General features: G+C 58.8%; 21 protein-coding genes. 12 read left to right on the top strand and 9 right to left on the bottom strand.

The window, feature by feature from the left end; translation table 11 throughout:
- Nucleotides 1-97 precede the first annotated feature (97 nt).
- Complete coding sequence (locus tag BMY73_RS18870) at nt 98-502, bottom strand: DUF2177 family protein (RefSeq protein WP_092409024.1); 405 nt, start codon at nt 500-502, stop codon at nt 98-100.
- Nucleotides 503-660: 158 nt separating this feature from the next.
- Entirely contained in the window at nt 661-1,497 is an 837-nt protein-coding gene (locus BMY73_RS18865) for a CvfB family protein (RefSeq protein ID WP_062391016.1), read from the bottom strand.
- A gap of 379 nt (nt 1,498-1,876) precedes the next feature.
- On the opposite strand from BMY73_RS18865, the gene BMY73_RS18860 reads away from it, so the two are divergent.
- From BMY73_RS18860 to BMY73_RS18845, 4 genes are all read left to right on the top strand, one after another.
- Nucleotides 1,877-2,056 carry a hypothetical protein gene (locus tag BMY73_RS18860; protein ID WP_037012170.1) on the top strand — a complete coding sequence of 60 codons (180 nt, stop codon included), beginning with the start codon at nt 1,877-1,879 and terminating at the stop codon, nt 2,054-2,056.
- Nucleotides 2,057-2,246: 190 nt separating this feature from the next.
- Complete coding sequence (locus tag BMY73_RS18855) at nt 2,247-2,732, top strand: hypothetical protein (RefSeq protein ID WP_092408974.1); 486 nt, start codon at nt 2,247-2,249, stop codon at nt 2,730-2,732.
- Between the two features lie 161 nt (nt 2,733-2,893).
- Complete coding sequence (locus tag BMY73_RS18850; RefSeq protein WP_092408972.1) at nt 2,894-3,637, top strand: TorF family putative porin; 744 nt, start codon at nt 2,894-2,896, stop codon at nt 3,635-3,637.
- Nucleotides 3,638-3,701: 64 nt separating this feature from the next.
- Complete coding sequence (locus BMY73_RS18845) at nt 3,702-4,571, top strand: DUF6279 family lipoprotein (protein WP_092408970.1); 870 nt, start codon at nt 3,702-3,704, stop codon at nt 4,569-4,571.
- A gap of 370 nt (nt 4,572-4,941) precedes the next feature.
- On the opposite strand, the gene BMY73_RS18840 is transcribed toward BMY73_RS18845, so the two are convergent.
- Nucleotides 4,942-5,352: a hypothetical protein gene (locus BMY73_RS18840; RefSeq protein WP_062391007.1), complete on the bottom strand. Its 411-nt coding sequence runs from the start codon at nt 5,350-5,352 to the stop codon at nt 4,942-4,944.
- Between the two features lie 181 nt (nt 5,353-5,533).
- On the opposite strand from BMY73_RS18840, the gene BMY73_RS18835 reads away from it, so the two are divergent.
- Nucleotides 5,534-5,809 (top strand): hypothetical protein, encoded by a 276-nt coding sequence (locus BMY73_RS18835; RefSeq protein WP_092408968.1) that lies wholly within the window; start codon nt 5,534-5,536, stop codon nt 5,807-5,809.
- A 186-nt stretch (nt 5,810-5,995) separates the two neighbouring features.
- Here BMY73_RS18835 and BMY73_RS18830 read toward each other — a convergent pair whose 3' ends face one another.
- Nucleotides 5,996-7,348 carry a DEAD/DEAH box helicase gene (locus BMY73_RS18830; RefSeq protein WP_062391003.1) on the bottom strand — a complete coding sequence of 451 codons (1,353 nt, stop codon included), beginning with the start codon at nt 7,346-7,348 and terminating at the stop codon, nt 5,996-5,998.
- A gap of 179 nt (nt 7,349-7,527) precedes the next feature.
- On the opposite strand from BMY73_RS18830, the gene BMY73_RS18825 reads away from it, so the two are divergent.
- Nucleotides 7,528-8,787, top strand: coding sequence for a mechanosensitive ion channel family protein (locus BMY73_RS18825; protein ID WP_092408966.1), 1,260 nt, complete (start codon nt 7,528-7,530; stop codon nt 8,785-8,787).
- Nucleotides 8,788-8,891: 104 nt separating this feature from the next.
- Here BMY73_RS18825 and BMY73_RS18820 read toward each other — a convergent pair whose 3' ends face one another.
- A complete protein-coding gene (locus tag BMY73_RS18820) occupies nt 8,892-9,125 on the bottom strand; it encodes a hypothetical protein (protein WP_092408964.1) in 234 nt (77 codons plus the stop codon).
- A 294-nt stretch (nt 9,126-9,419) separates the two neighbouring features.
- On the opposite strand from BMY73_RS18820, the gene BMY73_RS18815 reads away from it, so the two are divergent.
- Nucleotides 9,420-9,635 (top strand): hypothetical protein, encoded by a 216-nt coding sequence (locus tag BMY73_RS18815; protein WP_062390995.1) that lies wholly within the window; start codon nt 9,420-9,422, stop codon nt 9,633-9,635.
- 29 nt (nt 9,636-9,664) lie between these two features.
- Here BMY73_RS18815 and BMY73_RS18810 read toward each other — a convergent pair whose 3' ends face one another.
- Together BMY73_RS18810 and BMY73_RS18805 are read right to left on the bottom strand one after the other, a co-directional pair.
- The gene (locus BMY73_RS18810; protein ID WP_062390993.1) at nt 9,665-10,264 is read right to left on the bottom strand and encodes an FMN-dependent NADH-azoreductase; all 600 of its coding nucleotides are present in this window, start codon (nt 10,262-10,264) and stop codon (nt 9,665-9,667) included.
- 159 nt (nt 10,265-10,423) lie between these two features.
- Nucleotides 10,424-10,738, bottom strand: coding sequence for a hypothetical protein (locus BMY73_RS18805; protein WP_062390991.1), 315 nt, complete (start codon nt 10,736-10,738; stop codon nt 10,424-10,426).
- A 50-nt stretch (nt 10,739-10,788) separates the two neighbouring features.
- Between BMY73_RS18805 and BMY73_RS18800 the strand changes: the two genes are divergently transcribed.
- The 4 genes from BMY73_RS18800 (at nt 10,789) to BMY73_RS18785 (ending at nt 15,226) form a co-directional block, all read left to right on the top strand.
- Complete coding sequence (locus tag BMY73_RS18800) at nt 10,789-11,715, top strand: LysR family transcriptional regulator (protein WP_092408962.1); 927 nt, start codon at nt 10,789-10,791, stop codon at nt 11,713-11,715.
- A 10-nt stretch (nt 11,716-11,725) separates the two neighbouring features.
- Nucleotides 11,726-12,508, top strand: coding sequence for an alpha/beta fold hydrolase (locus BMY73_RS18795; RefSeq protein ID WP_092408960.1), 783 nt, complete (start codon nt 11,726-11,728; stop codon nt 12,506-12,508).
- Between the two features lie 137 nt (nt 12,509-12,645).
- Nucleotides 12,646-13,203 (top strand): peptidylprolyl isomerase, encoded by a 558-nt coding sequence (locus tag BMY73_RS18790; protein ID WP_062390985.1) that lies wholly within the window; start codon nt 12,646-12,648, stop codon nt 13,201-13,203.
- A gap of 163 nt (nt 13,204-13,366) precedes the next feature.
- The gene (locus tag BMY73_RS18785) at nt 13,367-15,226 is read left to right on the top strand and encodes an ABC transporter ATP-binding protein (protein ID WP_092408958.1); all 1,860 of its coding nucleotides are present in this window, start codon (nt 13,367-13,369) and stop codon (nt 15,224-15,226) included.
- Nucleotides 15,227-16,062: 836 nt separating this feature from the next.
- On the opposite strand, the gene BMY73_RS18780 is transcribed toward BMY73_RS18785, so the two are convergent.
- Nucleotides 16,063-17,190, bottom strand: coding sequence for a GNAT family N-acetyltransferase (locus BMY73_RS18780; RefSeq protein WP_062387790.1), 1,128 nt, complete (start codon nt 17,188-17,190; stop codon nt 16,063-16,065).
- A 278-nt stretch (nt 17,191-17,468) separates the two neighbouring features.
- Between BMY73_RS18780 and BMY73_RS18775 the strand changes: the two genes are divergently transcribed.
- Complete coding sequence (locus tag BMY73_RS18775; RefSeq protein WP_062387793.1) at nt 17,469-18,752, top strand: putative porin; 1,284 nt, start codon at nt 17,469-17,471, stop codon at nt 18,750-18,752.
- A 177-nt stretch (nt 18,753-18,929) separates the two neighbouring features.
- Here the strand turns inward: BMY73_RS18775 and BMY73_RS18770 are convergent, their stop codons facing one another.
- Nucleotides 18,930-20,051, bottom strand: a complete 1,122-nt coding sequence (locus tag BMY73_RS18770) for a beta-ketoacyl-ACP synthase III (protein ID WP_092408956.1) — start codon at nt 20,049-20,051, stop codon at nt 18,930-18,932.
- Nucleotides 20,052-20,194: the final 143 nt, after the last annotated feature.

The following is a 20,194-nucleotide window of genomic DNA, read 5'->3' as shown; positions in this document are numbered from 1 at the left end:
CCAGACACCGCTGTTCTGGCTGATACACCGCGCGAACAGCATTCACTGCCGGCTTCCCGACAGATCGCGAGACAAGCCATGCCCTGCCAATGCCGTGTCAGGCGCTGAACCTGCGGCTCACCCAATACCCCACCGCCCCCGCCACACCCGATGCAAACGTGCCCCACGCCCAGTCCACCAGCGCCAGTTGCGAAGGCCAGCCCTGCAAGGTCGCCCAGTTGGTGAGGTCGTAGGTCCCGTAAGCCATCAGTCCCAGCAGCGCGCTGTAGCCCGCCGCACGCCGCAGGCTTCCTCGTCCGACACCCGGCAATACGCCGATCAGCACGATGCCAACGATATAGATCAGATAGAACAGCACTGCGGGAAAGATCACCGGTCGCGCCAGCATCAGTGGCCCGAGCCAGTCGCGGTAAGTCGGCCCCATCAGCACGCCCAACCAAAGACCGTCGAGCACCAGAAACGCGAGAAGCGTCGGCAGATAAGCGCTAAGAAATCGTTTCATGAGCAGAGCCTCGAAGTCGGCAGGGTGGCGCACCGGAGGGCACGCTCAAGGCTGTGACCCTGCGTCATCGCCGATAGCTGCAAGAAGCGTTGCACTTTTTGCTCGGCGATGACGCACGCCCAGATCAGATCAGATCAGATCAGATCAGATCAGATCAATCAGACCAGTTCGATACGGTCGGGATGAATCACAATCTGCCCCTGCTTGTACAAGGCCCCAATCGCCTTCTTGAAGTTGCCCTTGCTGACCCCGAACAGATTGCTGATCACGGCCGGGTCGCTCTTGTCGCTCACCGGCAACACGCCGTTGTTCTCACGCAACTTGTCCAGGATCTTGGTGTTAAGGCTACTGGACAGTTGCTCGCCAACCGGCTGCAGGCTCAGGCTGATGTTGCCGTCGCTGCGCACTTCCTTGATGAAGCCCTTTTCCTGTTTGCCCGAACGCAGGAACTTGAACACTTCATTCTTGTGGATCAGGCCCCAATGCTTGTTGTTGATGATGGCTTTGAAGCCCATCGCGGTTTCTTCCGCCACCAGCAAGTCCACTTCCTGACCGACCGTGTAGTTGGCCGGCACCTTGTCCAAATAGCGGTCCAGCCGCGTAGTCGCGGTGATACGGCGGGTGTGCTTGTCCAGGTAGACATGCACCACGCAGTAATCACCGGCTTTCAGCGGACGCTTCTCTTCGGAGTACGGCAGCAACAGGTCCTTCGGCAACCCCCAGTCGAGGAAGATGCCGATACTGTTGACCTCAACCACTTTAAGACTGGCAAATTCACCGACCTGAACTTTCGGTTTTTCAGTGGTGGCAATTAACTTGTCATCGCTGTCCAGATAAATAAAGACGTTGAGCCAATCCTCATCTTCACTGGGAATATCTTTGGGAATATAACGATTGGGCAGCAATATTTCGCCGTCCTGCGCCCCGTCCAGATATAAACCGAAGTGAGTGTGTTTGACCACTTGCAAACTGTTGTAACGTCCGACTAAAGCCATGTCCAGATACCCTCATTGCGTGGGCGGCATTCTACCCGAGATTGCCTTTGCGTTGCCGCTCGCCGCCGTGCCGATTTCAAGCGACCGCGCATGCCTTGAAAATCAAGGCCTTGATGAAAATCCATCCTTTGGCTCGGTTGCCTGCTGGTCCATTCGTCAGGTGGGGAGTCGACTATGCAACGATTATTCTGTGCAGTTCTGGACATTGACGGCGCGGCCGTTGGTAATTAAAACAGGCATTTAGCAGGCATTTTTGCGAAATGATTTGCTTCTTCACGATGAATCGGTCTAAGGTCCGCAGCGATATTTACCAAGCAATTTCTCGCGCATTCCGATAAGATGGCCGGCCGTATTAATTTTATATAGGTTAATAGCAGCCATGCGTGTAAAAGCATCCAATTCGAAAGCCAAGCCAGCCCCTGCCGTTGAAACCAGCGATTCGATCAACGCACAAATCGCGGCTTTCCTGAAATCCGGTGGCGAGATTCAGCAGATCGCCAAAGGCGTGAGCGGCCAGACCTTCGGCCCGTCGAAACAGATCTCCCTCGGTAAAAAGTAAATCTTTCCCCGCCCGCGCGGTCGACATCCAGGCGCTTTGATCACAAAGCGCCAGGTCCATCGCTCCTTCGTTCCAGCAAAGCTCTGCTTTACTGTCTGCTCATAGACCACTCGTCCCAGTCTCGGACTGGCGTGTCCACAGAACAGACAGGACGATGCCCTGATCACTGGACGTCTTTGCGGAAACCGATATGAAAAAATGGATGTTCTTCGGCGCCCTGTTCTGCCTTGGCCTGGGCGGTTGTGCAACACACGGGTGTGACACCACGACGCCAGGCAGCGCCTGCCGTACGGACTATCTGCTTTATCAAAACGACATGCTTCAGGCCAAACTGCTGATCAATGAGCGGCGCGAGGACAACTACGAGCTGGCCAGTGCCTTGCTCAAACGCGCGGCAAAACAGGACACCACCGGAGAGGCGGAGTTTTATCAGGCGGTGCTGCTGATTCGCCAGGGCGCCGATGAGCAACAGGTGACCGACAGGCTGAAGGACTCTGCCGATCGCAAGTACCCATTGGCCATCGCGCTGCTCGCCGAGCGCACTGCCGTGCTGGATCAGGAAAAAGCGAAAGTCTACCGGTCGCGGTACGACGAGCTGGACGTCGCCAAAAGCGGCTATCCCTCATTTGCGCAGGCGCTGATCGTGGTGAACAAGCTCATTTCGCCCAACAAGTGATCGCAAAGTTCAGATTTTCTGCGACGAATCGACCAGCGGTAGATTCATCGCATCATTCGCCGGTATGCTTGCGAGGCTCTAGCTCGCGGTTCTTATCCGGCCCTGTCGCCTGACGATATGACACCTTCGATCCACTCCTCTGAAACTGAAAGGAGTGAAGCATGCCTTATGCTCGCTGTTTTTCCCGTTGGACCGGTGCAGTGTTTGCCTGCGCCGTGGCGGTGTACCAGCCCGCCAATGCTCAAGTGATAGAACGGGAACTGGGCGACTTCAGCCTCAAGCTCGGCACCACCCCGAGCCGTACTATGGCTCAAGGCCTCGTGACGCCGGGCAACGGTGACACTGCCTTTCACGGCGGACTGGACCTGACTCACGACAGCGGCTTCTACCTTGGGCAGTGGTCGCCCAGTGCCGGTCTTTCACCCGACACCAACCTTGAGGTCGACTCCTACATGGGCTTCAAAAAGCCCTTCGACAAAACGTTGGGCTATGAACTGGGCGTCATTCGCTACAGCTACCCCAACACGGACCAGATCGACAGTCACGAGCTGTACGCAGGCTTTCGTATTTTCGATAGCCGCATCGGGACGGCGGTAAGTACGGACGCAGGGCGCCAGGACAGCACGCTGTTCCTCGACTTTGGCGGCCTGCCGTATCTCGGGCTGGACGTGCGCATGCAGTACGGCAATCATCAGCTCGACTCGCCCGCAATCATTGACGGCGGCGGCGCTGTCAGCGCGTACAACGACTGGTCGTTCAATGTCTCGCGCCCCTGGCTCGGCATGGACATGAACCTGATGTACAGCGGTTCCAGCCTCAACGGCGCCGATTGCAGCGCCTACAGCGGGCACAACAGCCAATGCGAAAGTGCCGTGACACTGAAGGTCGTGCGCTCGTTTTTCTGACGGGCTGAACTGGTATGGCCTGACTGGCTCTATAACTGGGAGACGAACCCGGCAAGGAGCTGTCATGCGCATCGTGTTGAAGACCTGCATTTCGCTGTGGCTTGGATTGCTGTTGATCACAGGCTGCAGCCAGATTGGTCTCACGTACCGGCATCTGGATCTGATCATTCCCTGGTCGCTCAACGATTATCTGGATCTGGATTCCACGCAAAAAGACTGGCTCGATGAACGTCTGAAGGAACACCTGAGCTGGCATTGCAGCACACAGATTCCCGATTACCTGACCTGGCTCGATCGTTTGCAAGGCATGGTTGAGAGCAATCAGGTCAACGAAACGCAGCTCAAAGCGCGCACGGCCGAAGCACGGCAGGCCATCGCCACTATTTCCCGAGAAATCACCCCGTCAGCGGTCGAACTGTTGCGTCAACTGGATGACCAGCAAGTGGCTGAGATGGAAGCCGCATTCGCGAAAGACATGCGCAAGCATGAGTCGGAGTTCGTCGACCAACCGCTGGATCAACAAATCCGCGACCGCGCTCAACGCATGGAAAAACGCCTCAACCCGTGGATTGGCAAACTGAATCCGGCGCAGAAAGCTCGCGTCCTGCAATGGTCGACCTCACTGGGCGAGCAGAATCGCTTGTGGATCGATAACCGCGCGCACTGGCAGTCTCTGCTGCTGACGGCGGTCAAGCAGCGTCAGGCGCCGGGGTTTGATCAGAAGATTGCAAAGCTGCTTCAGGATCGCCAGACCTTCTGGACACCGGAGTACCGGCAAGCCTACGACCACACCGAACAGGCGGCCATTTCGCTGATTACCGATCTGGTGGCCCAGAGCTCACCGGAACAGCGCCAGAAGCTCCTGGACAAAATCGCCGATGTGCGCCAGGACTTCACGAACTTGAGCTGCTTGAAAGGGGCCAAGAAAGCGTAATGATGCCGGACGATGTGCACGCGCTCGCACGACTGGCAGGAGTCGACCTGCTGGCTCCTACAGTGCCAGCGTCCTCCTCAAGTCTTTGGAAAGACGCGATTCCCTGTAGGAGACGTCCGAGGTTACGAGGCCAGCGAAGGCGGTGGATCAGTCACCCTAGATGTTGCTGACCCATTGCATTCGCCAGCAAGCCGGCTCCTACAGTATCCGCGTCGTCCTCAAGTCTTTGGGACGACGCGGATACTGTAGGAGCCGTCCGAGGTTACGAGGGCCGCGAATGCGGTGGATCAGTCACCCTGGATGTTGCTGACCCATTGCAGTCGCGAGCAAGCCGGTTCCAACAGAAACAGGTGCAGACATTAGGCCGAAATCAAGCTACTTGCGGCTTGGACGACACTTCATCGAACGTATCAGGATCCAGCGCATCGGCTTGTTCGTCCAGCACTTGGCGAGGGTGGTCGTTGCCGGGAATGCTGCTGTCGATCATCGCCAGCAGGCTTGAGCCGCGCGGGGTCAGTACGAAGTTTTCGCCATTGCCGCCCTCCTCTTCCGGCCGCGATTCAATGAAGCCGCGCTTGAACAATAACGCTTCAAGGTCCGCGGCCTCCATTTTCAAGGTGTCCAGATTGCCTGTGCTTTCGCCCTCGGCCGCTTTGGCCGCCGCATGTTCTTCAGCGTATTTGCGCGGAGCGAACGGCTTGTCGGCGCTGTTCTGGACTTCATGCAACAGGCGCTCGATCAAGTCCCAGTCATAGCGTGTGTTGATGGATTCAGCAGACATATTCCAACCTCCAGGAAGGATAGGGTTGACCCGTGACGTCCGGTGTTCGGGCTTCACGCTCTTGAGGTGTGACCGGGTACCACGCCCCCCGTTCAGCCCAAGGGCCCAGCGGTCACATGCTGAACTTTTACCTCGCCCGCCCTCTCCATTCAGTAAGCCCGTCATGGAAACAGAGGCAATCATGAAAACCCTGATGAGTATCACGGCCGCCCTGACGCTGATGGCCGCCGCACCGGCTTGGGCCTGTACGCTTGAGGAAGCCCAGGCCAAACGGGAACAGTTGGCGCAGGAGGTTCAAAAGCTGACCCAGCAAAATCCCGCGAAAGCGAAGGAGCTGAATCAGGAGATCAAGGACATGCAACTGGAAACCGCCAGCAAGGACCTGCCGGACAAGTGCCAGTTGATCGATCAGCGATTGAAGGAGATGGATGAAGCGGCGAAGAAGGCGGATGGATAAGCGCAATGCTGGCGGTGGTCACTCACCGGGGAACATCGCACCTGTGGGACTGAGCTTGCTCAGGAAAGCTGACGTTCAATCGCAAAAGATCGCGCGAAAGGACTGACGTCTTCGTGAGCAAGCTCACTCCCACAGTGGTTCCGTGCACAGAGCAACGGTGCACGGATTTTCGAATACAGCAGACGGTTATTCCGAGACCGGAGGACGGGTAACGCGCTTCTTCAACGGTGCCAGACCGTCCTGGCTCACCAGCGGATCGGCCTTCGGACGGTTCACCGTCTTGCGTTTGGTCGGGCCCTTGGCGGCGGTTTTCTTCTTGTCGCCCTTCTTGTCACCTTTGCCATCGGTCTTTTTCTTCTTCACGCCCACGGCTTTGCCGGATGCCTTGACCTTCTTCGGCCCGGTGTAGGTGCCTTTGACTTCCTTGATGGTACGGCGCTCGAACTTCTGCTTGAGGTAGCGCTCGATACTCGACATCAGGTTCCAGTCACCGTGGGTAATGAGCGAGATCGCCAGACCTTCTCCACCCGCACGGCCGGTGCGGCCGATGCGGTGAACGTAGTCATCGCCAGTGCGCGGCATGTCGAAGTTGATGACCATGTCCAGGCCATCAACGTCCAGACCACGGGCCGCAACATCAGTGGCCACCAGGATCTTGACGCCGCCCTGCTTCAGGCGATCGATCGCCAGCTTGCGATCTTTCTGGTCCTTGTCGCCGTGCAGCACGAACGCCTTGTACTCCAGCGCCACCAGACGGCCGTAGATACGGTCGGCCATGGCGCGGGTGTTGGTGAAGATAATGGCTTTCTGGTAAGTCTCATTGGCCAGCAGCCAGTTCAACACCTGTTCCTTGTGAACGTTGTGGTCGGCGGTGATGATCTGTTGGCGCGTGCCAGCCGCCAGCTCACTGACGCTGTTGACCTGCAGATGCTGTGGATCCTTGAGCACCTTGGCGATCATTTCGCGCAGACCCGAACCACCGGTCGTGGCGGAGAACAGCATGGTTTGCTGACGATTGGCGCACTCGCCGGCCAGTCGCTCGACGTCTTCGGCAAACCCCATGTCCAGCATGCGGTCGGCTTCGTCGAGCACCAGCAGTTCCACCTGCTTGAGGTCCAGGTTGCCGGCGTTCAGTTGCTCCAGCAAACGGCCTGGCGTGCCGATCAGGATGTCCGGCACCTTGCGCAGCATGGCGGCCTGAACCTTGAAGTCTTCGCCACCGGTGATCAGACCGGCCTTGATGAAGGTGAACTGGGAAAACCGCTCGACCTCCTTGAGGGTCTGCTGGGCCAGCTCACGGGTCGGCAGCAGGATCAACGCGCGAATGTCGACGCGCACCTTGGCTGGGCCCATCAGGCGATTGAGCATCGGTAATACGAACGCGGCAGTCTTGCCGCTGCCAGTCTGTGCCGTCACCCGCAGATCACGTCCTTCCAGCGCCAGCGGAATGGCCGCTGTTTGCACAGGCGTAGGCTCGACGAAATTGAGTTCGGCCACGGCTTTGAGCAGGCGTTCGTGCAGGGCGAATTGGGAGAACACGGGTGTTACCTCGGCGGAATACAAAAAAACAGTCGCATAGGTTACCGGTTTAAGCCGTGTTCGCCGAGTTTCTTTACCTCGATGGGCCTATTTTGTTACGGGAATTGCTCCATGCAGCTTTCCCTGCCGCAACAATGTTCTAATCTCCCCCCCATTTTTATCTGGAGATCATGCCCCTCATGGACACTCACTCCCTCTGGCTGCGCGCCCAGGACCTCTGGGACATGCTCGACAACCAGCCGATGCTGCGCACAACCCTGGGTTTGCTGATCCTGCTGGTCGCGGCATTCGCCCTCGGGCGTCTGGTGCGTTTCATCGTTCTGTCCGCCATGAAGGCGCTCGGGCGCCAACCCGCGTTGTTCTGGCTCAACGATTTTTTGCACAACAAGGTGTTTCACCGGCTGGCGCAGATCACCCCGTCACTGGTCATCCAGTTAGGGCTCAACCTGGTGCCCGCCCTGAACCCGACCGTCAGCCACGTGCTGGGGAACGTCGCGCTGGCCTTCACCATCCTGTTCATGATGCTCACCGTCGGCGCACTGCTCAACGCCATGCTCGACATCTACGCCCGCACCGAACACGCCAGAACCCGCTCGATCAAAGGCTACGTGCAACTGGCGAAGATGATCCTGTACGTGTTCGCCGCGATCATCATCGTCGCGACCCTGATCGACCGCTCCCCGTTGCTGCTGCTGTCAGGCCTGGGTGCCATGTCGGCGGTGATTCTGTTGGTGTACAAGGACACGCTGCTGTCGTTCGTTGCCAGCGTGCAGTTGACCAGCAACGACATGCTGCGGGTGGGCGACTGGATCGAAATGCCTCAGGTCGGCGCCGACGGTGATGTGGTGGACATCACCCTGCACACGGTCAAGGTGCAGAACTTCGACAAGACCATCGTCTCCATCCCCACGTGGCGCTTGATGTCCGAGTCGTTCAAGAACTGGCGCGGAATGCAGGCAGCCGGCGGACGCAGGATCAAGCGCGCCCTGTTCATCGACGCCAGCGGCGTACGGTTCGTCGCCGATGCCGAAGAACAAAAACTGACGCAGGTGCGACTGCTCACCGATTACATGGGCCGCAAGAAGGCCGAACTCAAGGCGTGGAACGAAGCTCATGGCAACGTCGCCGAGCTTTCGGCCAACCGCCGTCGGATCACCAACATCGGGACCTTTCGCGCCTACGCCCTGGCGTACCTGAAGAGTCATCCGGACATTCACCCCGACATGACTTGCATGGTGCGTCAGATGGAACCCACTGCTCAGGGCGTTCCGCTGGAAATCTACTGCTTCACCCGCACCACCACTTGGGCGGATTACGAACGCATTCAGGGAGACATCTTCGATTACCTGCTGGCGGTGTTGCCCGAGTTCGGCCTGAGCCTGTATCAACAGCCGAGCGGAATGGACATGCGAGTGGGATTGGCAAAGCAGCAGGCCTGAGCGCTGTCCTTGTCGGACCCGTGTCGATCCTGTTTCAGCACACAGCAAAAGCCCGGCATCGGCCGGGCTGTTGCTGTGCGTTCAAGTAGGACTGGACGGTGCACTCAGTAACGCTGATAGCTCGAACCGAACTCTTTACGGTTGTCAGCGACGATCACTGTGCTGGACGACTTACTGTCGAAAGGCTTGAACGCCTCTTTGCTGGCGACTTTGCTGTCCAGAACCGTTGCACTGGAAGCATCGACCAGCGCACGTTGATAGGTCTTTTCAGGACTGGCGAAAGCAGAACCCGCAGCCAGGATGGAAAGTGCGAAACCGAAGGCAATTGATTTTTTCATGATTGAGATCTCCGCTGAACTGTTTAGTAAGTTGGGTATTCGGTAAGTCGGTGATTCGTTTCGTTGGAGCCAATCTATTCGGTTGGCCGACGCATGAAAAACCACGCTTGGGAATATCAAACATCAGTCCCGATGATGCAGTCGTGCGGGGTGTCTAGCTCAAGTGTCTCGGCGCTGTAAGGCGTGTTTGGCGAGGCGTGGATAACTGATCGCGACCGGAAAAACATCATCCGCGGCTGCGGTGGGCAACCTTGTCTTGAGATTTTCTGAGTCTTCACGCCTGTAGGAGCGCGCTTGCCCGCGATTGACCGGGGCATTCAATACATCTATGTGGCTGAAAAACTTATCGCGGGCAAGCGCGCGCCTACAAACAGCGTGCGTATTGAGCAGGCAATAAAAAACCCGATGACCCGACGCAAGGTGGCGGGTCTATCGGGCGATGCACTCAGGAGCGTTTCAAGTGCCAAGGGAGAGTCGATGAACGCGAGGATGATCACGCGCCAGGATTAACTGACGATTAAGTCCGGTGCGGCAGGGTCTCAGGCCACTTCAGCGAGCCGGGCGACAGCCTGATTCAGGCCTTTCTCGGAAAAGTCGCCGCCCATGTTCAGCCCTTCGGCGTGAATGAACGTGACGTCGTGGATACCGACAAACCCCAGCACCTGACGCAGATACGGTTCCTGGTGATCCAGCGTGCTGCCAGCATAGATACCGCCGCGTGCGGTGAGCACGTAAGCGCGCTTGCCGGTCAGCAGGCCTTGAGGTCCCGTCTCGCCATATTTGAAGGTCACACCGGCGCGCAGCACATGGTCAAACCAGGATTTCAGCGTGCTGGGAATCGCGAAGTTGTACATCGGTGCAGCCAGCACCACGACATCCGCGGCGACCAACTCCTCAGTCAACTCGTTGGATCGATCCAGTGCGGCCTGTTCGATCGGGCTGCGCTGGCCTTCCGGCTTCATCCAGCCACCCAGCAGATCGATGTCCAGGTGCGGGACCTGCTTGACCGCCAGATCACGCACGGTGATGTCGTCGGCTGGATGGGCGGCGCGCCACTGGCTGATGAATTGCTGAGTCAGTTGACGGGAGACGGAGTCTTGCTGACGGGCGCTGCTTTCGATGATCAGGACGCGAGACATGGGGTGTGGCCTCCAGCGAATGGGTGTGAATGAATTCGATGGAGAGAAGGTTAAACGTGACCAGATCGATTAAAAAGCGTAAAAAACTGCTTCTAAATATCTAATAATTTGTTTCGTCGACAGAAGGGCACTAGTCTCTCCTGTCACCGGATTGCCAGCTTATTGCGGTTCACAGCTGAGCTTGATGCGCAGCTTGACGATCTCGCGGCTGAATTTAACCGTGACGTCAGTGCTGCTCTTCGGCGCGACCTGTACCCGACGGGTGCGCGGCGCCTCCGGGCCATTGCTGAAGACCACGGTGCACTTGGCCGGAACGTCGCCATAGTTGTTCACCGTGATGTTGCCGATGTCGTAAGCGGTGTCGTGGCTGTTGTAGTCGATTTGCACGCCGTTGATGTGCTTCTCCACATCGATCGGGTAGGCAAAGGCGCTCAGGGGCAGCATCGCCAGCAACACACAACAGAATTTTTTCATGCGGCAGTCCTCATTATTGGACCGCCAGCTTAGGACAACAGGAGCGAAAGATGAAAGCGCCCCGCGTGACCCTCGATCAATGGCGCACATTGCAGGCCGTGGTCGACCATGGCGGTTTTGCCCAGGCCGCCGAAGCCCTGCACCGCTCGCAGTCCTCGGTGAGCTACACCGTCGCCAGGATGCAGGACCAGTTGGGCGTGCCATTGCTGCGCATCGATGGCCGCAAGGCCGTGTTGACCGAGGCCGGTGAGGTGCTGCTGCGTCGCTCGCGTCAACTGGTGAAAAACGCCAGTCAACTGGAGGACCTGGCTCACCACATGGAGCAAGGCTGGGAAGCCGAGGTTCGATTGGTCGTCGATGCGGCCTATCCCACCGCCCGGCTGGTCCGTGCCCTGACCGCGTTCATGCCGCAGAGTCGCGGCTGCCGGGTGCGCTTGCGTGAAGAGGTACTGTCCGGCGTTGAAGAGGTCTTGCTCGAGGGCGTGGCAGACCTGGCAATCAGCGGATTCAATATCCCGGGCTACCTGGGCACCGAAATGAGCTCCGTGGAATTTGTCGCGGTTGCACACCCGGAACACCCGCTTCACCAGATGCAGCGCGAACTGACCTTTCAGGACCTGGAAAGCCAGTTGCAGGTCGTGATTCGTGACTCGGGTCGCAACCAGCCAAGGGACGTTGGCTGGCTGGGCTCCGAGCAGCGCTGGACCGTGGGCAGTCTGGCGACTGCCGCGACGTTTGTGAGCAGCGGGCTGGGGTTTGCCTGGCTGCCTCGGCACATGATCGAGCGCGAAATGAAAGAAGGCGTGCTCAAGGTGCTGCCGCTGGACAAGGGTGGCAGTCGCAGCCCGACCTTCTACCTTTATTCCAGCAAGGACAAACCGCTGGGACCTGCTACCCAGATCCTGATCGAACTAATCCAGACGTTCGACACCGCACCGCTGGATGCCGCGTTCGCGGCGCCACGACAGGCGGTTTGAGGTGTAAACGATGCCCTACTTCGACCACGAAGGCTGTTCACTGCATTACGAAACGTACGGCCATGGCAGCCCGGTATTGCTGGTTCATGGTTTGGGCTCGAGTGCCCAGGACTGGGAATACCAGATCCCGGCCCTCGCGGCGCACTATCGGGTGATCGCCGTCGACGTGCGCGGCCACGGGCGCTCGGACAAACCCCATGAGCGCTACAGCATTCCCGGCTTCAGCGACGACATCGTAGCGCTGCTGGAACATCTGCAACCGGGGCCGGTGCATCTGGTCGGCCTGTCCATGGGCGGCATGATCGGCTTCCAGTTGGCGGTGGATCAGCCGCAGTGGCTCAAGAGCCTGACCATCGTCAACAGTGCCCCCGAAGTGAAGGTCAAAAGCTTCGACGACTTTCGTCAGTTCGCCAAACGCTGGTTACTGGCCCGGGTGTTCAGCATGGAGACCATCGGCAAAGGGCTGGGCAGGAACCTGTTTCCCAAGCCTGAACAGGCGGAATTGCGAAACAAGATCGCCCAGCGTTGGGCCCAGAACGACAAACGCGCCTACCTCGCCAGTTTCAATGCGATCGTGGGGTGGGGCGTGCAGGACAAGCTGTCGCGAATAGCCTGCCCGACGTTGATCGTGACGGCCGATCACGACTACACGCCGGTGGCGCTGAAACAGGCTTACACCCGGCTGATCGCGAATGCAGAACTGATCGTCATCGAAGACTCCAGGCACGCCACTCCGCTGGACCAGCCGGAAGCGTTCAATCGGGTGCTGCTGAAATTCCTGGGCGGACATTAAAATCGCCAGCAAGCCGGCTACTGCACACGGAGCAGTGGCCATACCATTTATGGGAACCCGCCCCTGTCAAAATCCCTGCAAACGTGCTTCCCTTGCCAGCTGTTTGCAGTCGAAATCACTTTCAGGACATTTGCCTAATGCTGAAAAAAATTGCCCTCTCCGCCGCTGCCGTGCTGTTCGCCTCCAATCTGATGGCAGCGCCCGCTCCCCACGTCGTGCTGGACACCAGCCTCGGCCAGATTGAAATCGAACTGAACCAGGACAAGGCCCCCATCAGCACTAAGAACTTTCTGACCTACGCCAACGAAAACTTTTACACCAACACCATCTTCCACCGCGTGATCCCGGGCTTCATGGTTCAGGGCGGCGGGTTCACCGCGCAGATGATGCAAAAGCAGACGCACGATCCGATCAAGAACGAGGCCGACAACGGCCTTCATAACGTGCGCGGGACCATCGCCATGGCGCGTACGTCCGATGTGAACTCGGCCACCAGCCAGTTCTTCATCAACGTCAAGGACAACGAAATGCTCGACCACGGCGTGCGGGACTTCGGTTACGCAGTCTTTGGCAAAGTGGTCAAAGGCATGGACGTCGTGGACACCATCGTCAATTCCCAGACAACGAGCAAAGGCGGCATGCAGAACGTGCCCGTCGACCCGATACTCATCAAATCGGTCAAAGTCGTGAACTAAGCTAGTCAGGTGCGCGGAAGCCGGGCGCTTGCCCGGCTTTTTACTTTTCAGGATGAAACAGCGTGAATCAACGCGAGCAATCGCGCCTTCACGCGGTCAGAACAAGGGACATTTTTCGGTCCCGCCAAAAGGAGAGCCCGCTCAAGCGTGGGCGTCATAGCCAATGCTCTATCGTCGTTTCGAAAAACTGATCGATATTTTCCGCGATGCCCCCACCGCCGCCCCGCCCAATCAGGTCATGGCGTTCTACGTCTATTACCTGCGTCAGGTCTGGCCCAGCTTTGTCGCGTTGCTCGTGGTCGGTCTGATCGGCGCGTTGATCGAAGTGTCGTTGTTCAGCTACCTGAGCCGCATCATCGACCTGGCGCAAGGCGGACCGAACCCCAATTTCTTCAGCGACCATGCGCTGGAGCTGACCTGGATGGTGGTCGTCGCACTGGTCCTGCGGCCGATTTTTGTCGCTTTGCACGACCTGTTGGTGCACCAGACGATCAGCCCGGGCATGACCAGCATGATCAACTGGCAAAACCACAGTTACGTGCTCAAACAGAGCGTGAACTTCTTCCAGAACGACTTTGCCGGGCGTATTGCCCAGCGGATCGTGCAGACCGGTAACGCCCTGCGTGACTCGGCGGTGCAGACAGTGGATGCCATGTGGCACGTGTTGATCTACTCGATCGGCGCATTGGTGTTGTTTGCCGAGGCCGACTGGCGTCTGATGATTCCGCTGCTGAGCTGGATTCTCGGTTTCATCCTGGCGCTCTGGTATTTCGTGCCACGGGTCAAGGCTCGCTCAGTGGTGTCCTCCGATGCCCGCTCCAAGTTGATGGGACGCATCGTCGACGGCTACACCAACATCACCACCCTCAAGCTGTTCGCCCACACCAGCTCCGAGCAACAGTACGCCCGCGAAGCGATCAGTGAACAGACCGAGAAGACCCAGCTCGCCGGTCGCGTCATCACCGAGATGGACACCGTGATCACCACGCTGAACGGTATTCTGATCGTCTGGACCACCGGCCTTGCCCTGTGGCTGTGGACCCAGTCGTTGATTTCGGTCGGCGCGATTGCGCTGGCGACCGGCCTGGTGATCCGCATCGTCAACATGTCCGGCTGGATCATGTGGGTGGTCAACGGCATTTTCGAAAACATCGGCATGGTGCAGGACGGCCTGCAAAGCATTTCCCAGCCGGTCGGTGTCACCGATCGCGACGCCGCGCCGAAGTTGTTGGTCAGCCGTGGCGAGGTGAAATTCGAGAACCTCGAGTTTCAGTACGGCAAGGGCAAGGGCGTGATTCACGGGCTTAACCTGGACATCAAGCCGGGCGAGAAGATCGGCTTGATCGGCCCTTCCGGCGCCGGCAAATCCACGCTGGTGAACCTGTTGTTGCGTCTGTACGACGTGCAAGGTGGCCGGATTCTGATCGACGATCAGGACATCGCCCTCGTTGCTCAGGAAAGCCTGCGTTCGCACATCGGCATGATCACGCAGGACACGTCGCTGCTACACCGCTCGATTCGCGACAACCTCCTGTACGGCAAGCCGGACGCCACCGAGGCCGAACTCTGGGAGGCCATGCGCAAGGCACGGGCCGACGGGTTCATTCCGCAGTTGTCCGATTCCGAAGGCCGCACCGGGCTGGATGCGCATGTCGGAGAGCGCGGCGTGAAGCTGTCGGGTGGCCAACGCCAGCGGATCGCGATTACCCGCGTGCTGCTCAAGGATGCGCCGATCCTGATCATGGACGAAGCGACATCGGCGCTGGATTCGGAAGTCGAAGCCGCGATTCAGGAAAGCCTGGAAACCCTGATGGAGGGCAAGACGGTGATCGCCATCGCGCACCGACTCTCGACCATCGCGCGCATGGACCGGCTGATCGTGCTGGAAGACGGCCGTATCGCCGAGAGCGGCACCCACGCCGAACTGCTCGCGCACAAAGGGCTGTATGCACGGCTGTGGGCGCATCAGACCGGTGGGTTTGTCGGGGTGGAAGATTTCCCCGTGGCACCCCAGTCGTTGTAGTCGCCGTTCTGGTGACCGGGCTTTCGGGACGTGCCAGTAACAGGTGGGAGCCGTCCGAGGTTACGAGGGTATGGGCCGCAATTCGGGCGAACGCGGTGGGTCAGTCACTGTTGATGGGGCTGACCCACCGCATTCGCCAGCAAGCCGGCTCCTACAGTATCCGCGTCGTCCTCAGGCCTCCAGAACGACGCCGTCCCTGTAGGAGCCGTCCGAGGTTACGAGGGCCGCGAATGCGGTGTTTCAGTCACCGCTGATGGTGCTGACCCTCCGCATTCGCCAGCAAGCCGGCTACAGTATCCGCGTCGCGCTCAAGTCTTTGGGACAACGCAAATCCTGTAGGAGCCGTCCGAGGTTACGAGGGCAGCGAATGCGGTGTTTCAGTCGCCGTTGATGGTGCTGACCCACCGCATTCGCCAGCAAGCCGGCTCCTACAGTATCCGCGTCGTCCTCGGCTCCAGAACGACGCCGTCCCTGTAGGAGCCGTCCGAGGTTACGAGGGCAGCGAATGCGGTGGATCAGTCACCCTAGATGTTGCTGACCCACCGCATTCGCCAGCAAGCCGGCTCCTACAGTATCCGCGTCGTCCTCAGGGCTCCAGAACGACGCCGTCCCTGTAGGAGCCGTCCGAGGTTACGAGGGCCGCGAATGCGGTGCTTCAGTCGCCGTTGATGGTGCTGACCCACCGCCTTCGCCAGCAAGCCGGCTCCTACAGGTCTGCGGTCTGGACACAAGTTCGTGCATCTACCCAGGACCCTGTGGGAGACGTCCGAGGTTACGAGGGCAGCGAAGGCGGCCTACAGAGCTGCGTCAGGCCTATTCACCGCAGCGTGGCTCAGTCACTCACCTTGCCGATACGGCAACGCCCCACGCGCTTCCTCGGCGTAGGCCAGAATTCCCGCGCGCTCCTGGGTCAGGAAGTCCGCCACGGCCTCGCGCAACCCCGGATGGGCCAGGTAATGCCAGGAATGGGTGATCACCGGCTCAAACCCCCGGATCAACTTGTGCTCGCCCTGCGCACCCGCGTCGAATCGCTGGAAGCCGTTGGCGATGGCGTAGTCCATGCCTTGATAGAAACACGTCTCGAAATGCAATCGGTCGAACTCGGCCAAGCAGCCCCAGTAACGTCCGTAGAAACTGTCGCCACCGATCAGACTGAAGGCCATCGCCACGGGCCGTGAGCCTTGTCTGGCGAGCACCACGCGGATCGCTTCGGGCATGCGCTCGGCAACCAGGCTGAAAAACTCCCGGGTCAGGTACGGAGCCTGACCACGGACCTCGTAGGTGTTGGAATAACAGGCATACACGAAATCCCAATGGGCCTGACTCAGCTCATGCCCTTCCAGCCACTCGAAATCAAAGCCCTGCCCCGCCACCTGTTCGCGCTCCTTGCGCATCTGTTTGCGCTTGCGCGAGCTCAGTGCGTCAAGGAAGTCCTGAAAGTCACGGTAGCCACGGTTCTGCCAGTGGTACTGACAGCCGATGCGCTGCAACCAGCCCGGTTGCTCGGCCAGCAGCGTATCGGCCACGGGGTCGGTGAAGTTGACGTGAACGCTGGAGAGCGTTTCAGCCTCGGCGTACCCCGGCAGACATGCCAGCAGTTCCCGACCGTCCTCCGGTGTCTTTGCCAGCAATCGCGGACCACTGACGGGACTGAATGGAACGGCGATCAGCAGCTTAGGGTAGTAGGCAATCCCCGCTCGCCGACAGGCATCGGCCCAGCCATGATCGAAGACGTATTCGCCGTAGGAATGCCACTTGCGATAAGCCGGCAATGCGGCAATCAACCGGTCATTTTCGTAATGCAGCAAATGCTCGGCACGCCAGCCGGAACGCGGTCCCAGGCTGCCACTGTCTTCCAGCGCACTAAGAAACCCATGACGCAGAAACGGCGAGTCGCCGGGAATCAGCGCATCCCATTCTTCGGGCTTCAGGTCCGACAGTGCATCCAACCGGTGTAACGACATCGCCCCCTCCCATCCCCTCGCCAACGTTCGCGCAGTATCACCTATCAAACACATCCACACATGAAATTTGTCCTTACAGCGCTCTAGACCGCGGGTTCAACGACCTCTGCAACTGTCACCGACATGCCATCACATAGCCATCCCCGTGTCATAAACGCCCGCAATACTGGCGCCAGTTTTTAGAGCTCCTGGTTCTAAAGACCAGACTTTTTTCCGTCCGCCCCCGGTCGGTTGTTCCCTGGATGGCTTTGTCATCCCTCTCATCTACGGAGATTGATATGCGTGTTGCTTCCACTAAAACTGCGGCAGCCCTGTGTGGCGGTCTGTTGCTGGCCATGAGTGTTCCGGCCAGCGCCGCAGTCGACGCGAAACTGCTCGACATGCTCAAGGCCAACGGCTCGATCTCGCCAGCCCAATACGCCGAACTGCAAGCGGAACTCGCCAAGGATCAGCAGGCTCAACAACAGGCCCAGAAGGCGACAGCCGACCAGATCGCCGCCGCTACCACCGCCAAGTCGTCCGAGCTGTCCGCCTTCGAACAGAAAGTCGCCTGGGCCGCGAAGACCCAGTTCAAAGGCGACGTTCGCGTCCGTCAGGAAACCATCAAGATCGATGGCCAGAACAACAGCCAGGACAAGGACCGCCAGCGTATCCGTGCTCGTCTGGGCGCCTACACCGAGATCAACCCACAAGTCAGCACCGGCATCCGTATCGCCACCGGCGGCAGCAACGATGCTCGTTCGACCAACCAGGATCTGGACGGCTACTTCGTCAAGAAGGACCTGTGGCTGGATCAGGGTTACATCGACTACCACCCTGACGCTATCAAGAACCTGCACATCATTGGCGGCAAGATGAATCAGCCTTGGGTCAGCATGGGCGACATCATTTGGGATAGCGACATCAACCCGGAGGGTCTGGCTGCTACCTACAGCCTGCCGATCACCAAAGGTTTCGAGCTGTTTGGTAGCGCCGGTAACTACACCCTCAAGGACAACATCGACGGCGACGGTACACAGTTCAAGAACGACCTGCGCCTGAACGCCGCTCAATTGGGTGCCAGGATCGCACCGATCGACGCGCTGAAAGTGACCGTGGGCGGCAGTATCTACCAGTACCAGAACGACAAAGACGCCGCTGCGTTGTCGGTCAACGGCAACAACACCAACCGTTTCCGTCTGATCGAAGGCTTCGGTCAAGTGGACATCAACGGCCTGGCCGTTCCACTGTCGGTGTATGGCCAGTACGTGGTCAACAACGCCACAGACAGCGACGAAGACACTGGCTGGTTGACCGGCGTGAAAACCAAAGTGTTTGGTTTCGGTCTGGACTATAACTACCGCGATACTCAGCGTAACGCCGTGGTTGGCGCGTTCACCGACTCGGACTTCGCCAACGGCACCACCGGTTCGCGTGGCCATAAGCTGGGCGTTTCCTACGACATCGACAAGAACTTCACGCTTGGCGCCACTTACTTCCTGACCAAGGCTGACTACGCCGTGGCCAGCCAGCGCGACGCCGATGCGAACACGCTGCAACTGGACGTGCTTGCGAAGTTCTAAGCCAAGCAGCTGCAAGCTTCAAGTCAAAGCCTCAGGCGGCATGCTCCCGCCGCCTGAGGCCGCTCCACACTTCAGCCCGGAGCTGGCCTGTCGGATCCCCATCATCCGTTCCGACAGGTCAGCTTCGGGCTGTTTTTTTGCAGATACAACGCTCCTACTAGGAAGAGCAGAGCCCGATCACTTCTTGCGCAAAATCACGCTACCAATCGAATAACCCGCGCCAAACGAACTCAAAACGCCCAGCGCGCCGCTTGGCAGATCGTCCTGGTAGGTGTGGAAGGCAATGACCGAACCGGCGGAGCTGGTGTTGGCGTAGCTGTCGAGAATCACCGGGGCTTCTTCGACCGAGGCGTCGCGGCCCAGCAGCTTTTTCACGATCAAGTGATTCATGCTCAGGTTGGCCTGATGCAGCCAGAAGCGCTTCACGTCGTTGACGCTCAGGCTGTTCTCTTCCAGATGCGCACCCACCAGCTCCGCCACCATCGGGCATACGTCTCGGAACACCTTGCGGCCTTCCTGAACGAACAGCTTGTCCGGCTTGCCCTCACCTTCCTCCGCCGTGCGGTTGAGGAAACCGAAGTTGTTGCGAATGTTGTTCGAGAAGGTGGTCAGCAGCTTGGTGCTGACGATGTCGAACTGGTGTGCCGAGGTCGCCAGGTCGGCACGTTCGACCACGACCGCGGTGGCGGCATCGCCGAAGATGAAGTGACTGTCGCGGTCACGGAAATTCAGGTGCGCCGTGCAGATTTCCGGGCTGATCACCAGCATTGCCCGGGCCTGACCCAGCTTGACGCTGTTGCATGCGGCCTGAATGCCGAAGGTGGCCGAGGAACAGGCGACGTTCATGTCGAAACCGAAGCCCTGAACGCCGAGTGCCGACTGAATCTCGATGGAGATCGCGGGGTACGCACGTTGCAGGTTGGAGCAGGCGACGATCACGCCGTCGATGTCGGCTGCGGTTTTGCCCGCGCGCTGCAAGGCTTGCTCGGCGGCCGCGACGCCCATCTGGCAGAGGATCGACCACTCGTCGTTGGAGCGCTCAGGCAAACGTGGCTTCATGCGTTGCGGGTCGAGGATGCCGTCCTTGTCCATGACGAAACGGCTTTTGATGCCGCTGGCTTTCTCGATGAAGGCGGCGCTGGATTCGGTCAGCGCCTGAACCTCGCCCGCTTCGATGGCGGCAGCATTGTCGGCATTGAATTGAGCGACGTAGGCGTTGAAAGAATGCACCAGTTCATCGTTGGAAATGCTGTTGGCCGGGGTGTAGAGCCCTGTGCCACTGATCACGACGTCGTACACGGTCGTTCCTCTCTTATTGACGGCAGCAGGCAAAGGGCCTGCGTAAGCACGGTGCTGGCTGTTTTCTGGAACGACAGTACCAATGCAACGGTAAAGTTTCCCGTATTCGGGAATGAATCTGGATACAGCGTTGAGGTTTTAAG

It is taken from the genome of Pseudomonas sp. NFACC02, assembly GCF_900110765.1.
Lineage (GTDB): Bacteria > Pseudomonadota > Gammaproteobacteria > Pseudomonadales > Pseudomonadaceae > Aquipseudomonas.
The sequence above is the reverse complement of the archived record's forward strand: the minus strand, read 5'-3'. Positions and strand labels throughout refer to the sequence as shown.